Genomic DNA, 14,400 nt, shown 5'->3' on the forward strand with positions numbered 1-14,400 from the left:
CGCGTGAGCGGGGCGGATCCTCCGGACGACCGCAGGCCGCGGCCCGGGGCGGAGGCGTCGACGTCGTCGTTCTCCCTCCTCCGGGCCAACATCCGGCGCGGGCAGTGGGCGCCGGGGCCGGAGCACTCGGTGCTGGCGTTCATGGGTGGCGTCGAGCTGGACCTCCGGCACGCCCGTCTCGACCCGCGGGGGACGACCATCCGCGTCGTCGCGGTCATGGGGGGAGTCGTGATCATCGTCGGCCCGGACGTCGAGGTGCGGTGCGACGGTCGAGGCGTGATGGGTGGCTTCGGCGATCTGTCGGGCCCGCCGACGACACCCCCACCGATCGGGACCCCACCGCTCCACGTCACCGGCCTCGCCCTCTGGGGTGGCGTCGAGGTTCGTCGACGGGACCGGGAGGCGATCCCGCCGGTGTGAGGCACGGTGACGTCAACGCCGCGGTCGGGAAGTACTTCCTCGACGGAGTCGGTCGCGACCTCGCCGCGCCCCCTACCGTCATCGGTGGTTGCCCACCGACCTCAGGCTCTCGGACCGGCGGGGCAGCCACTACCTCCCTCGGGTACCGGAGCCAGGCCACCGCACTGCACGGCGAGACGCGGCGGGGCCCAGGCCGGACACCACGAGGCAGGACGAGGGTCGACGAGGGGTGCCCCATCGCGATGGTGCACCCCTCGTCGCACCTTCCCCCGACGAGCGCCTCGATCACGGCGCGACCGCGTCGGCGCAGCTCGACCACGCCTCCCAGCCCTGCTCGGCCCGGACCCGCTCACCGATGACGATCTGCTGCTCGCGGCTCGCGTCGTCGGCCTGCGGGGCGAACTCGCCGCCCCCGTGCGCGGCCCACGTGCGCGAGCTGAGCTGCAACCCGCCGTGGTAGCCGTTCCCGGTGTCGGCGTGCCAGTCGCCGCCGGTCTCGCAGCGGGCGAGGCTGTCCCAGGGCCCGGCCGGGACCGCGAGGGCGGGCGGTGGTTGCCCGGGCGGTGGTTGCCCCGGCGGCGGGGGGTGCGGCGGCGCGGGAAGAGCGGCTCCGGGCGGAGGAGGGGGCGGAGGAGGGGGCGGTGCGGCGCCGGTGGCCCCGTACGCGCCGGCGGCCAGGGCGGCGACGACGCCGACGCGCGCGACGGCGCGGGCGGCGCCCCTGCGGGCGGGGAAGGACATGCCTCGTCCCGTCGGCGGGAGTCCGAGCGAGCCGGCACGGCGATGCCCGTGCGCAGCCCCCGCCCGTCCCTGGTGTCTCGGCGGGCGCCCCGTGCGGGACCGGCGGGCGGCACGGACACGATCGGTCCCGGGGCGCGACGTGTCCATCGGGTTTCCCGACCGTGACGGCGCCGACACCTGGTCCGGCGGCTCAGCGCTGCGCGGCGAGGAGGTCGTCGAGGGAGCGGGCGCGGTGGCCGGTGAGCCGGGGGATGTCGTCGGTGACCCCGTCGAGCTCGCCGTTCGCGATGGCCGTGTAGGTGCTGACCCACGCGTCGAGCTGCCAGTCCGGAGCCTGCCCCGCGCGCGAGGCGTAGGCCTCGTCCACGGTCTGGTCGTGGAAGGTCACCGACCGGCCCGTGCGGCGGGCGATGATGAGGGCGGCCTCGTCGAGGGTGATCGCTTCGGGGCCGGTGAGGCTGTAGGTCGCCCCGTCGTGCCCGTCGGGGTCGGCGAGGATCGCGGCGGCGGCCTCGGCGATGTCGTCCTGGGCGACCGCGGCCACGCGCCCGTGGCCGGCGGGGCCGCGGATGACGCCGTCGGCCTCGACCAGCTCGGGCAGGAAGTCGAGGTAGAAGTTGTCGCGGAGGACCACGGTCCTCAGCCCGCTCGCGCGGAGGTGTTCCTCGGTGGCCCAGTGGTCGCGGGCCAGGGTGAACGTCGCGTCGGGCGAGGCGCCGAAGAACGAGATGTAGACCAGCCGACGGACTCCGGCGGCCGCGGTGGCGTCGATGAAGGTCTTGTGCTGCTCGACGCGATCGGGGGTCTCGGAGCCGGAGACCATGAGCACGGTGTCCACCCCCTCGAGCGCCGCCGTGACCTGCTCGGGCTGGTCGTAGGCGCACCGCACGGCGACGGCACCCCCGAGCGCGGGGGCCCGCTGCGGGCTCCGCACCGCCAGGCGCTGGGCGACGCCGCGCGCGGCGAGGAGGCGGGCGACCCGTCCCCCGAGACGTCCCGTCGCTCCGGTCACGGCGATCTTCGGCCACGCGTCGCCGGCCATCCGCTGCCCCTCTCGCCCTGATCACTCCGCAGGGGCAACGCGGGCGATGCGCCGTGTCTTCCGGGCGCCCCGCCCTCGTGGGCGCCCTCCCGGGGCGCAGCGCAGGTCTTGACAAGCGCGAGCTCCGACGTTGGCATCGCGTGATCGTCCGGGGGTGCACATGGCTGTCGTGACCGCAGGCCGACGCCGGCTCGGCGTGCTGCTGACGGTGGCGGCGGTCGTCCTGACCGGATGCACCGGGTCGAACACGGCCTCCTCCCCGCCGCCCGTCCCGCGGCTCGCCGAGGACCTGGCCGCGTCCACCAGCGGCGGGGCTGCGTTCGTCCACCTGGAGGCGTTGCAGGCCATCGCCGACCGCAACGGCGGCAACCGCGCCTCGGGCACGCCGGGGTACGAGCAGAGCGTCGACTACGTCGCCAAGGCCCTGCGCGGGGTCGGGTTCCGGGTCGAGACGCCGACCATCACCGTGGAGACCGAGGACGGCTCGCCGATCACCACGCGCAATGTCATCGCCCAGACGTCCACCGGTCGTAGCGACGAGGTGGTGCTCGCCGGCGCCCATCTGGACAGCGTCGCGGAGGGCCCGGGCATCAACGACAACGGCAGCGGCTCGGCCGCGCACCTCGAGATCGCGCTGGGACTCGGCAGCGCACCGCCGGTGCAGAACGCCGTGCGGTTCGTCTGGTTCGGCGCCGAGGAGGAGGGACTCCTCGGTTCCGAGAGCTACGTCGAGGGCCTGTCCGACGACGCCCGCCGCGACATCGCCCTGATGCTGAACTCGGACATGCTCGCCTCACCTAACGCCGGGTACTTCACCTACGACGGTGACGACACCGATGCCGCCCCGCCGGGTTCGGCGGTGATCGAGGAGAGGCTGCGGGCGCAGCTCGGGGCGCTGGGTGTGGTGGCCGGCGAGGTCCCGCTCGACGACGACTCCGACTACGGCCCCTTCGTCGAGGCCGGCATCCCGGCCGGGGGCGTGAACACCGGCGACGCGCCCCTCAAGACCCCGGAACAGGCCGCGCTCTGGGCGGGCCTGGCCGGCGAGCCCTACGACCGCTGCTACCACCGGGCGTGCGACACGCTGGCCAACGTCGACCGCGTGGCGTTCGACCGGATGGTGGACACCCTCGCCGTGGCCATCGGGGCCTTCTCGGTCGATCTGGGCGGGGTGCCCGCCCGGGCGGATCGCGAGGACGGGTGAGGGTCGAGGGGGGAGTTCGACACCGTTCAGCCCTTCGCCGGTGTCGCGGCCACTCGGCCACGACGAGGATGTTCCCGGGAGTGCCCACACCGCGACCGGTGGACAGGGGGGCCGGGATGGCGACCGCGGTCGAGACGACGTTCCACGGAATCACGCTCACCGAGTACGACGACCTGCTGCGACGGCTCGAGTTCCGCCCCGGGGGCGCGTCCGAGCCCGGCTGCCTCTTCCACTTCGCGACGCCGACCGAGGACGGGTTCCGTGGGATCGACGTGTGGGAGTCCACCGAGGCGTTCGACAGGTTCGTCCGGGAGCGACTCGGACCGGTCCTGGAGCACCTGGGGATCGCGTCTCCCGAGGTCCGGGTGACCGAGGTCCACAACTACCTCATCGCCTCACCCGACCGACGGGGTGGCCCCGTCCGATGAGCCGAGTCGTCGCACGGGCGTGGGGTCGGCTCGTCAGCGACCTCGTGTCGTCGACGACCACCGACGCGGCGGGACCACCCTGTCCTCTCCGGGCTCAACCGACGGGGGCGCCGATGAGCCCGAGCTGGGTCAACAGCTCGACCTGGTCGAAGTAGAGGACGAAGTCGGTGTACCGGTCGCCGGAGAGCTCGCAGACGTTGACGAACGGGACGCTGACGCGACGTCCGGTGGCCTGGACGTCACCGCTGGGCGCACGGAGCGTCTCGGTGTGGGTGCCCTCGAACACCGCTTCGAGGACGCCGCTGGAGCCCCCGTCGACGATCCGGACGGCCCGGCACTGGTTGTCGGGGAAGGCGTCCTGCCACAGCCGGTAGAAGGTCGCCACCATCTCCGGTCCCGACCCGCGCAGCCCGCCGGGTCCCGACAGGGTGGCGTCGTCGGCGAAGAGGGCGGACCACCCCGCCTGGTCCTTGGCGTTCCAGCTCTCCAGGTTCTTCTCGATCAGCTCTCGCACGCTCATCTCGTCTCCTCGTCCCTCCGTCTTCCCCGCCGGCCGACGCCGGGGAACGGGAGTGTCGGAGCGCCGCGTCACCGGTCGGTGGAGGACGAGCGGAGGCTTGGTTGCGGCCGGCGCGGAAGCGCGCCCGCACCGGCGCGGAAACGTCCTGGAGCAGCGCGCACGCAGCGGGCACCATCGGCGCGACGACCGCCGAGGAGCACCGTCATGGCCGGGGGCGAGCAGAACGCACCGCGTCACCGCCGGCTGATCACCGCCGGTGTGTCGGCGGGCGTGGTGGTCGTCGCGCTGCTGGCGGGCACGGCGGCGACGCTGGCCGTGGCCGGGTCGACCCCGCGCCCGGGGTGGTTCCTGGCCGCGGGCGCCGCGGTGTTCGTCGCGGTGGCCCTCGGCCTCGGCCTCGCCCGCGCCCTCGCCCGGCGCGGCCGTCGCCGGGGGGTCGCGTCCGTGGTGGCTCCGGCCCTGGTGCTGCTCGTCCTGCTGGCGGTCGCGCTCGTACCGCCGTCGGTGCCCCCCACGACGCCAGCGCCCGGCACCCTCGTGACCCTCCCCGACGGCGCACAGCTGCAGGTGGTCGCGCTGCCGGCGCAGGGTCCGGTGACCGGACCGCCGATCGTGGTGCTGCACGGCGGCCCCGGGATCCCCGAGCTGGCCGCCAACGTGGCGGCACTGGGACCCCTCACGTCCTCGGGGCGGGAGGTCGTGCTCTACGCGCAGCGCGGCGCCGGCACCTCCACACGGCTCGACGACCCGCGCGGGTACGGCCGCGAGGCGGACGTCGACGACCTCGAAGCCCTACGGCACGTGCTCGGTATCGATCGGATGGTCCTGCTCGGGCACTCCCACGGTGCCGCGGTCGCCGCCGCCTACACCGCCGCCCACCGCGACCGGGTCGACCGGCTCGTCCTGATCTCGCCGGCACCGCTCGACCCGGCGGACACCAGCCCGACACGCGCCGCGGCCGGTCTCGGGCTCTCCCGCCGGGTCGAGCTGTACGGCCGGGTGCTCGCCCCTCGTGCGCTGCTGGGATACCTGCTGCTCCAGACGAACCCCCCGGCCGCCCACGCGTTCCTCGGCGACGCGGAGGCCGACCGCCGCAACGACACCGTCCTCACGCTCGCCCAGCCGGCCCTGTTCTGCCACGACCCGCCACCGGGGACGCCGCCGGTCACCGGCAGCGGGTTCTATGCCCTGCAGTACCCCCAGTCCGCCACCGCCGCGCCGCCGAGCGACCTCCGACCCGCCGTCGCCGGCCTCCCGACGCCCGCGCTGATCGTCAAGGGCGGCTGTGACTACCTGTCGTGGCGCTCCGCGCTCGACTACCGCGCCGCCCTCGTGCACGCCCAGGTCCTCTACCTCCCCGACGCCGGGCACAACGCCCACCACGAACGCCCGGAGGCGACCCGCGCGGCCGTCGAAGCCTTTCTCGACGGCCGGTCCCCGTCCGGCACCGTCATCGCCCCGGAGACGACCACGCCACCGATCGGGTACCGCGGACCTCACTGATTGATAACGGCCAGATAACGTCTGCGCGGTGCGGGGCGATACACCGGAGACGGGCACGGACCCCCTCGCCGTGTCCCGTCGAGGTCGGGTCTCCGTGGCGGCACGCGCCGTCGCCGCCCGGAGACCCGACCTCACCCTCGCCACGACCGCGCCGACGGGAAGGCCAGTACCCCGGTGACCACCGCCCCGCCGTCCGTGGGGGCCGGCGGGCGGGTGCCGGCCGGACCGGCCCCGCTGGTCCGCGTGCTGCTGCCGGTCGTCGCCGTGGTGGGGACCGTCCCACCGGCCGTCGTCGGCCTCGACGCGCCGTCGGTCCCCGCGGCCGACCTCGTGGTGCCGCCCTGTGCGGCCCTGGTGCTGGGAGGAGTGGGCCTCACCGCGGCCGGGGTCTGGCGGCTCGTCTCGCTCCGGGCCCGGGTCGCGCCGGTCGTGGGTCTCCTCGGTGCCGCCGTCCTGCTCGGCGAGGGGATCGCCATCGGCGCCGAGCTCGCGCCGACCGCGTCGGCCGGGCCCGTGTACGGGGCGGCCGGTGGGGCGGTCGCCGGGGCCGGGCTCCTCGGCGTGCTCGTGCGATGGCGGTGCCGGTCAGGTCACGGCACACCGCGTCGGGGCAGCCGCCGCGGGCGTCTGGTTGGCGCGGGTGCCGTCGTCGCGCTGCTCGCGCTGACGCGGACGTGGGTCCCGGCATGGCTCGCGGCGATCGGCGTGGTCGGGGTCGTCCTGTTCGGGCTGCCGCTGCTGGTCGGCCACCTGCGGGCGCGGCTCCCCCTCACCCGTGTGGCGGCCGGCCCCACACCGGCGGCCGTCGGCGACGCGGCCCTGGTCGGGGCCGACGCCCACGCGACGATCGAGGTCGAGCCGACGATGCGCGCCCGTCCTGCGCCGAGGGCTCCGACCCTGCGCATCCTGCACCTCGGCCCCGCGGACCCGGCCACGGCCACAACGTCCTCGGCCGAGATCAACCGTCGCCTCGTCGCGGCGGGACACGAGATCCTCGTGCTGAGTCCACGCCTCCCCCACGATCGCGACGGCACGCAGCAGCACCGGCGGCGAGGACTGCGGCGGACCCGGCCGGGCCCGCGCCACCGGGTCCGGCCCGGGGCGCTCCTGGCCTACGCCGTCGCAGCGGTCATCGCCGTCCGGCACGTCGAGGCCGACCTCGTCGTCGAGGAGTTCCTCGCCCCGCTCGGGTCCCTGGCCGTACCGCGCTGGACCCCTCGGCCCGCGGTGGCGGTGGCGGGGTGGCTCCCCGCCCCGCCGCCGGCCCACCGACGGGCACCGTTGCTGCGCCTGCGGTGGTGGGCGATCCGGACCCACCGCTCGGTGATCACCCGCTCCACCGCGGCCTGTGAGGCCCTCGCCGCAGCGGGCGCGCGAGCCGACGTCGCGGTGGTCGGCAACGGCATCGGTGTGGAATCAGGACGCACCGCACCGTGCCGCGGCAGCGGCGTCCTCACCGGCCAGACCGAGGACATCTACCTCGCCGCCGTGGCACGTGGAACCTGAGCCTCACCGTCGACGGGCCTGGTTCACCTCCCGGGCGACGGCCCAGGGATCCGCCACCGGGCCCAGGTGCCCGAGCTTGTCCGGGTTGAGCACGGCACGGATCATCTGGATCTGCCCGTCGAGGATGTCCAGCGTCCAGGTGGTGATCAGCCGGCCGTCCCGGTCGCGGAAGACCGCGCCCTGCTGGCCGTTCACCGACCGCGGCTCCACGACGACGCCGATCCGGGCGAGCGGGGGCAGGCTCGTCGCGAGCACCCGTGCCACCTTCTCGGCGCCGACGACGCCATGGGGCCACTGCGGGGCCTTCCCGCCGCCGTCGCCCACCATCTGCACGTCGGCGGCGAGCAGTTCCCGCAGCCCGTCGACGTCCCCTTCCCGGAGGGCGTCGAAGAACCGTGACGCGAGGTCCTCGCGCTCCCGGCGGTCCGCCTCGAACCGGGGCCGGCCCGCCTCCATGTGGCCGCGCGCCCGCGCCGCGAGCTGTCGGCACGCCGCCTCCGAGCGTCCCACCGTCGACGCGATGTCCGCGAAGCCGAACCCGAACACCTCGCGGAGCACGAAGACCGCACGCTCGAGCGGCGTCAGGCGCTCGAGCAGCAACAATGCCGCCATCGACACGGAGTCGGCCAACTCGGCCGACCGCTCGGGGTCCTCGTACGGGTCGGCCAGCAGCGGCTCGGGGAACCACGGCCCGACGTACTCCTCGCGCCGGACGCGGGCCGAGCGCAGCACGTCGATCGAGATCCGGGTGACCACGGCTGACAGGAAGGCCTTCGTCGACGTAGGGCGGGTCGGCGACGCCTCGAACCGCAGCCAGGTCTCCTGGACCGCGTCCTCGGCCTCGCTGACACTGCCGAGGATCCGGTAGGCGACGGCGAACAGCAGCGGACGGAGCTGCTCGAACTCCTCGGCTCGGGTCGTGTCGGTCCCTGTCATGTCAGCTCGGCCTCGAAGCCCTGCCGCCACGAGGGGTAGCGCGGTTCCCAGCCCAGCTCGCGGCGAGCCTTGGCGTTGGAGAAGCCGCGCCCCTCGGTCATCATCGTCACCGCCATCTCCCCGGCCAGGAGCCGGGCCAGCCACCGGGGGACCCGCAGCGGGGGCTTCGCGCCCGCGCACGCCGCCAGGTACGGCAGCCACTCGCTGGCCGGGGCCGGGTCATCGTCGACGATGTTGAAGACACCCTGCGCCTTCTGCTCCACCGCCAGGACGGTGGCGCTGGCGGCGTCGTCGAGGTGCACCCAGGAGAAGTGCCCGGTACCGCGCCCGACGAGCGGGAACTGCCGCTTGCGCACGAGCTCGACCTGGTCGTCGGTGGCGCCCGGCCCGTAGAACCCGCCGTAGCGCAGGACCGCGCCGTCCGCCTTGACGACCATGTCCTCGACGTGGCGCAGCGCCTCCGCCAGCCGGCGCGCGCTCGGCGGGCCCGGGTCCAGCGGGTCCTCCTCGGTCTTCACCCATCCACCCTCGCGGATGCCGTTGAAGCTGGCGAAGCCCTGCGCGACCACGTGGGGCACGCCGGTCGCCTCGGCCGCCGCCAGCAGGTGATCGGTGCCCTCGGTACGCAGCCGGATGGTCGGGCCGAAGAAGCGGTCGGGATGCTTCAGGTCGGGCTTACCGGCGTGCGCCGTGGAGAGCCCGGTCATCTGGTGCACGATCACCTCCGGCTGGGCCGCCGCCACGGCCTCACCCACCGACACCGCATCCAGCCCGTCCATGACCACGGCGTCGGCACCCAGCTGCTCCAGCAGCCCGAGCTTGCTCCGGACCGTCGTCGTCGCCGTCACCCGGTGGCCACGGGCCAGGAGCTGCGGCACCAGCCGCTGCCCCAGGACACCAGAGCCGCCTGCCACGAACACCCGCATCGTCATCACCGTCCTGCTCGGGAGAACCCACTTCGTCCTCGTGACGAGACGGCGCCGGTCGCCTGTGACATCAGGACGCCGGCGACGCCCGGCAGCCAGGGCGTCGGACTCAATCAATGGTCGTGACGGAGCACAGGGCGTTGGTCCGGAGAACCCATTTCCCCGGTCGTCCCACCATTCTCATCGAGACGGACGCGGACTCGGGCGCACAATGCGTCAGGGACTCGTGACGATGTGTCGTGGGCCGAGCACCCAGGAGGAGCCATGTCGCTCCAGGGCCGCACCGGCGTCTCCGGCCAGCTGGCCGGACCGATCCGACCCGAGAGCCGCGTCGGATTCGTCCACGGCAGCGAACCCGCCATCCAGGCCATGCGCCAGGACATCATGGACGGCGAACAGATTTACGGGATCTTCGGCGACCGACGAGGCGACACGGCCCTGATCGCGATCACCAATCGCCGCGTGCTGATGATGGACACGGTGTACGGCAAGGGACGCGTGGCCCTCACGTCCGTTCCGCTGCGACAGATCGTCAGTTGCTCCTACATCACCTCGACCACCGAGCCGATCACCGACGCCACCGTGGTGGGGATCAAGGTGGGGCGCAGCATGTTCGAGGTCAGCTGCAACTCCCCCGAGGAGGCCCAGGACGTGCACCACCTGATCATGTGGCACCTGATCGGGCTCTGAAGGGCTTGCGGGATCGTCGTCGGACATCGTGCGCTCCGGACGCAACCTCCGACGCCCGTGACCGTCTACAGGACGAGGGGCGCCCGCCCGGGGGGAAATGTGGGGGCGCCCCTCGCCTCCTCCTTGGTAGTGGGCGCGAGGAGTTCCCGGTCCGCGGCGACAGGAACTACTTCCCGGTCGTGTCGTTGACCGTCATCCGTCTCGACGAGAATGAGATCGACGCACTTGTCGTACGGCCCCCGTGATCGAACACTTCGGTCAGCGCACCGGTGAACGCCCTCGGTCACCGCAGGGTCACCTCGAGCGAGGAGCGCAGCGGATGAGACAGGTGAGGGCGGTCGTCAGGCGATCGGCCCACGCGGTGACGGGGCTCGTCATGGGTCTCCTCGGATGGGCCGGGGCTGCCGTACGCCGCCGGCAGCCGGTGGTGGACCAGGTGGCCGCGCCCAAGCCGTCGCCACCTCCGCCACCACCTCCGCCACCACCGCCTCCGTCGACGGGACCAGCACCCCGGTTCGTCCCGGCCGCCAAGGTCATCGATCTGACCGGGCCCGAGCGCTCCACGTCCTACGGCATCGGGGGTACCGATCTGGGGGTACCGACGCTCACCCCGGACGGCCGGCTCCTGCTCGTGTTCGGAGACACCTTCGACCAGTTCAGGGCCGGCGGTCCCGGGTGGCGAGCACCGACGGCGTTGTTCGCCGACCCGGACACCGTGACCGCCGGCCTGCAGTGGACCGGCGCCGCCCCCGGCGCCAACGGGTCGGACACCCGCGCCGGCCAGCTCGTCCCGCAACCGCATCACTCCCGGATCCGCGGCTTCCACGTCAGTACCCAGCTCCCGAGCGACGTGGTCCGTCTCGGCGGGGTGCTCTATCTGCAGGTGATGGGCTGTGAGGGGCTCGGCACCGTCCACTTCACCGAGCTGTATGAGTCGCGCGACAACGGCCGGAGCTGGTCCTCGACCGGCTGCTGGTGGCCGGGTGATCACTGGAACGGCTGGTTCCAGAACCTCACGTGGTGCCCCGGCGACGACGGCTACCTGTACTGCGTGTCCACGGGGTTCCAGCGCGACAAGGGGCTCATGCTCTCCCGGGTACGCGTCGACGAGCTCACCGATCCCGACGCCTGGGAGCCGTGGGGCTGGACGCCGTCCGGTGGCTGGGCCTGGGGTGATCCGCCCGGAGTCGTCCTGCCCGGGGCGTTCGGCGAACAGTGCCTGCGCCGCATCGACGGCCACTGGGTGCTCAGCGTGTTCGACGCCGGCCACTACCGCATCGACGTGCGCCTCCTGCCGACACCGACCGCCGACATGACCACCGCGCCCGTCACGACCGTCGCCCAGGGCGTCGCCTGGGGCCAGGAGGACCACGCCCGTGGTCGGGTCGCCCAGCTCTACGGCGGCTACATCCTGCCCGGCTCCACCCTCGACGACGTCCATCTCGTGATCAGCCAGTGGAACACCGGCCCCGCCAACACCCCCTACAGAGCCATGCAGTTCCACACCGACCTGATCACGACGTGATCAGGTCGATCGGCGCCGGCTCCGCCGGAGCGCCATAAGGCGGGCCTTCTCGGATCAGTGTCGCTGCGGATCGGTGACACGGACCATCCGCTCTGCTCGGGGGCGATCCTGGAGCGATCTCCGAGGCGGAAGCGAGGCGTCATGACCGTTCCCCAGCCGGTTCCGGAGTCCCCCCGCGGTCCTGGCCTGCACGAGCGCTTGGCGTCCGGGCCGGTCGTGTGCGGCGAGGGCTACCTGTTCGAGCTCGAGCGGCGGGGCTACCTGCAGGCCGGGGCGTTCGTCCCCGAGGTGGTCCTCGACCATCCCGAGGAGGTCGCCGCGCTGCACCGGCAGTTCGTGCACGCCGGCTCCGACGTCGTGGAGGCGTTCACGTACTACGCGCACCGCGAGAAGCTGCGCGTGATCGGCAAGGACGACATCCTCGAGCCCCTCAATCGGCAGGCGCTCGAGCTCGCCCGCGGGGTGGCCGACAGCACCGGCACGCTGCTGGCGGGCAACATCTGCAATACCGGGGTCTACGACCCCGCCGATCGCGCGACCCACGAGACCGTGCGTGGCATGTTCACCGAGCAGGTGGGCTGGGCGGCGGAGGCCGGGGTCGACTTCGTCATCGGCGAGACCTTCCGCTACCTCGGGGAAGCCCGTATCGCCCTCGAGGTGATCCGGGAGGCGGGCCTGCCCGCGGTGATGCTGCTGGTGGCGGGGCACGAGCCGGTGACCCGGGACGGTGCGGCCATGGCGCAGGCCTGCCGCGAGCTGGCCGAGCGCGGCGCCGACGTCGTGGGCCTCAACTGCGTGCGCGGACCGGCCACGATGCTGCCGTTGCTGGGCCCCGTCGCCGCAGCGGTGGACGTCCCGGTCGCCGCGCTGCCGGTGCCGTACCGCACCCACCCGGAGCAGCCGACATTCCACGCGCTCCGCGACCCGGCCTCGACCCCGCTGCCCGAGGGGCTCCCGTTCCCGACCGCGCTCGACCCGTTCACCTGCCACCGCTACGAGATCGCCGACTTCACCCGCCGTGCCCGGGCGGCCGGCGTGCGCTACTTCGGCCTGTGCTGTGGCGGCGCCCCGCACCACCTGCGGGCGATGGCCGAGACGCTCGGTCGCACCCCGCCGGCCAGCAGGTACTCCCCGGACATGTCCAAGCACGTCTACCTCGGCGCGGATCCCCGGTTGCGGGCGGCGAACCAGCAGTTCCGCAGCGTGCTGTAGCGGCTGCCGCGCGGGGGTGACACCGCGAGGCGAACAGCGTCAGGCGCCCTCCTTCACCCGCCCGGCCTCGCGGCTCGCCCAGGCCTTCGCGACCTCGGGCGGCAGGACGGCGGTCGGGCAGCTCGCCATCCGGACCACCGTCTGGGTGGTCGCGCCCAGGAGCGAGGCGGTGAGCGCCCCGTGCCCACGCGAACAGAGGACGATCAACCGGGCTCGCCCGCGGGACTCCTGCAGGATCGCCTCGGCCGCGTTCCCCCACAGGACGGTCTCGTGCCGCTCGAGGTGAGGGTGCCGGTCGGTGGTTCCGGCCAGAGCGTCCGTCAGCCGCTGCCGGTGGGTCTGCTCCTCCGTCTCGGAGCTCCGGCGGGCACCCACCACGACCGCCTCGAGCGGGGCTTTCCACCGGTCGGCCACGGCGGCGGCGAAGGCCACGGCGCCGACGGCCTCGTCCGAGCCGTCGACGTGGACCAGCACGTTGCCGGAATGTGCCGCGTCCGGGTCCCAGATCTGCGGGACCAGCACGACGGGGCACCTCGCGTGGCCGATCGCGTGCGCGACGATCCGCCCGACGGTGAGGTCCAGATCGCCCGCGGCGGTCCGCGAGCCCAGCACCAGGAGCTCGGCGCGCTCGGCGACGTGCACGAGGGCCGGGCCGGCGACGCCGCTGACCACGGAGAGGCGGACGGGTACGTCGGGCGCAGATGCCGCGGCCACGTGGCGGCCCTGCTCGAGCAGGGCCCGGGCGCGTCCGTGCGGCGCCTGGAGGACGTGGTCGTGATGCGACGGGGGGAGCACCTGGACCAGGTCGAGGCTCACGTGGCGTCGATCGGCCTCGCGGGCCGCCCACCTGACCGCCCGCAACGTCGCCGGGTTGCCGCCGACCCCGGCGACGACGCCTGTGGCCGGCTCCGTGCGGTCGATCATGGTCCATCGCCTCCCCGATCCCCCATGACGACGTACACACATACGGTGGCCCGGCCGGACCGGCCCGGCAAGGGTTCGGGGCGTCGAGGACGTCCATCGTTCGAGCACTGCAAGCTGCTCACGATCGACGCCGTTGTTCTCCCACGACCTGCTCCACGCGAAGATCGCTAGGCGCCCAGAGCCCGAACGCCCGCTGCTTCGGCGACGCCGTGAAGCGGCGGGCCCGGGCGAACGACCGGAGAGGACGTGGTTCTCCCGCCTGGTCGCGAAGCCGAGTCGCCAGTCGGCTGGCGCCGGCTTCGTGGCCCCACCGGGCGGCAGCTACGTGGTCCTCGTCAGCCCTCCACTCTCGATGACGAAGAAACGGATGCTGGCGTCGACGCCGCGGCCCGTGCGGGCCGCGTCGTGCCTCCTCGATCGCGTCGGTGATCGGGGGCCTCGCGATGTCCTGCCGTGCGACATGTGGTCACCTCCCGCCCAGCGGTGGGGGCCTGAGCGGCGAGCCGGCAGTGCAGGGCAGACATGAGCGGACGTGGCCCGGGAGTGATGCGCCGGGGGTGGCGGGTGGGCGCGGTCGGGGCGGACGCGCCGGTGCGGCGGCTGCTCGACCGACGCCCGAGGGGTCGAGGGTCGGTGGCGGGCTGCTTTTGCCTGGTGGTCAGAAGGGCGGGTCGCCGGGGTCGCTGAGCGGGGCCGGGGCCTGGACGGCGGCCGCGGGCCGGTGTGCCTGGGCCCGGCGTGCGTGGGCGCGGGTGGCGCGCTCGGTGATCGCGGTGAGGTCGTGGTTGGTGTCGTCGTCGGTGTCGTGCCAGCCGTCGTCGGG

At 73.8% G+C, this 14,400-nt stretch carries 14 protein-coding genes; 8 read left to right on the forward strand and 6 right to left on the reverse strand.

All coding sequences use genetic code 11. The annotated features are described in order from the left end of the window. The first annotated feature begins 3 nt into the window (after positions 1-3). A complete protein-coding gene (locus C8D89_RS27835; RefSeq protein WP_116711393.1) occupies positions 4-420 on the forward strand; it encodes a hypothetical protein in 417 nt (138 codons plus the stop codon). 285 nt (positions 421-705) lie between these two features. Here the strand turns inward: C8D89_RS27835 and C8D89_RS30915 are convergent, their stop codons facing one another. Next, complete coding sequence (locus C8D89_RS30915; protein ID WP_116711394.1) at positions 706-1,161, reverse strand: transglycosylase family protein; 456 nt, start codon at positions 1,159-1,161, stop codon at positions 706-708. A gap of 190 nt (positions 1,162-1,351) precedes the next feature. Beyond that, the gene (locus C8D89_RS27845; protein ID WP_116711395.1) at positions 1,352-2,203 is read right to left on the reverse strand and encodes an SDR family oxidoreductase; all 852 of its coding nucleotides are present in this window, start codon (positions 2,201-2,203) and stop codon (positions 1,352-1,354) included. A gap of 160 nt (positions 2,204-2,363) precedes the next feature. Between C8D89_RS27845 and C8D89_RS27850 the strand changes: the two genes are divergently transcribed. Both C8D89_RS27850 and C8D89_RS27855 read left to right on the forward strand, forming a co-directional pair. Continuing rightward, positions 2,364-3,407, forward strand: coding sequence for a M28 family peptidase (locus C8D89_RS27850; RefSeq protein WP_116711396.1), 1,044 nt, complete (start codon positions 2,364-2,366; stop codon positions 3,405-3,407). A 116-nt stretch (positions 3,408-3,523) separates the two neighbouring features. Next, positions 3,524-3,835, forward strand: a complete 312-nt coding sequence (locus tag C8D89_RS27855) for an antibiotic biosynthesis monooxygenase family protein (protein ID WP_116711397.1) — start codon at positions 3,524-3,526, stop codon at positions 3,833-3,835. Between the two features lie 94 nt (positions 3,836-3,929). On the opposite strand, the gene C8D89_RS27860 is transcribed toward C8D89_RS27855, so the two are convergent. Then, positions 3,930-4,355, reverse strand: a complete 426-nt coding sequence (locus tag C8D89_RS27860; protein ID WP_116711398.1) for an ester cyclase — start codon at positions 4,353-4,355, stop codon at positions 3,930-3,932. Between the two features lie 204 nt (positions 4,356-4,559). Between C8D89_RS27860 and C8D89_RS27865 the strand changes: the two genes are divergently transcribed. Continuing rightward, the gene (locus tag C8D89_RS27865; RefSeq protein WP_116711399.1) at positions 4,560-5,858 is read left to right on the forward strand and encodes an alpha/beta fold hydrolase; all 1,299 of its coding nucleotides are present in this window, start codon (positions 4,560-4,562) and stop codon (positions 5,856-5,858) included. Positions 5,859-6,032: 174 nt separating this feature from the next. Continuing rightward, entirely contained in the window at positions 6,033-7,364 is a 1,332-nt protein-coding gene (locus tag C8D89_RS27870) for a glycosyltransferase (RefSeq protein ID WP_116711400.1), read from the forward strand. A gap of 3 nt (positions 7,365-7,367) precedes the next feature. Here the strand turns inward: C8D89_RS27870 and C8D89_RS27875 are convergent, their stop codons facing one another. Together C8D89_RS27875 and C8D89_RS27880 are read right to left on the reverse strand one after the other, a co-directional pair. Further along, positions 7,368-8,300, reverse strand: coding sequence for an RNA polymerase sigma-70 factor (locus tag C8D89_RS27875; protein ID WP_116711401.1), 933 nt, complete (start codon positions 8,298-8,300; stop codon positions 7,368-7,370). Next, the gene (locus C8D89_RS27880; RefSeq protein ID WP_243418442.1) at positions 8,297-9,232 is read right to left on the reverse strand and encodes an NAD-dependent epimerase/dehydratase family protein; all 936 of its coding nucleotides are present in this window, start codon (positions 9,230-9,232) and stop codon (positions 8,297-8,299) included. The genes C8D89_RS27875 and C8D89_RS27880 overlap by 4 nt, the downstream gene beginning before the upstream one ends. Before the next feature lie 228 nt (positions 9,233-9,460). Here C8D89_RS27880 and C8D89_RS27885 point away from each other — a divergent pair, with 228 nt between their 5' ends. From C8D89_RS27885 to C8D89_RS27895, 3 genes are all read left to right on the forward strand, one after another. After that, positions 9,461-9,916, forward strand: a complete 456-nt coding sequence (locus C8D89_RS27885) for a PH domain-containing protein (protein WP_165825983.1) — start codon at positions 9,461-9,463, stop codon at positions 9,914-9,916. Positions 9,917-10,352: 436 nt separating this feature from the next. Then, on the forward strand, positions 10,353-11,441 hold the full coding sequence (locus C8D89_RS27890) for a DUF4185 domain-containing protein (RefSeq protein WP_243418443.1): 1,089 nt from the start codon (positions 10,353-10,355) through the stop codon (positions 11,439-11,441). A 141-nt stretch (positions 11,442-11,582) separates the two neighbouring features. Then, positions 11,583-12,653 carry a homocysteine S-methyltransferase family protein gene (locus C8D89_RS27895; protein WP_116711403.1) on the forward strand — a complete coding sequence of 357 codons (1,071 nt, stop codon included), beginning with the start codon at positions 11,583-11,585 and terminating at the stop codon, positions 12,651-12,653. A gap of 39 nt (positions 12,654-12,692) precedes the next feature. Here C8D89_RS27895 and C8D89_RS27900 read toward each other — a convergent pair whose 3' ends face one another. Then, entirely contained in the window at positions 12,693-13,577 is an 885-nt protein-coding gene (locus C8D89_RS27900; protein ID WP_165825984.1) for a universal stress protein, read from the reverse strand. Positions 13,578-14,400: the final 823 nt, after the last annotated feature.

It is taken from the genome of Actinomycetospora cinnamomea (assembly GCF_003096675.1).
In the GTDB taxonomy this organism is placed as follows: Bacteria; Actinomycetota; Actinomycetes; order Mycobacteriales; family Pseudonocardiaceae; genus Actinomycetospora; species Actinomycetospora cinnamomea.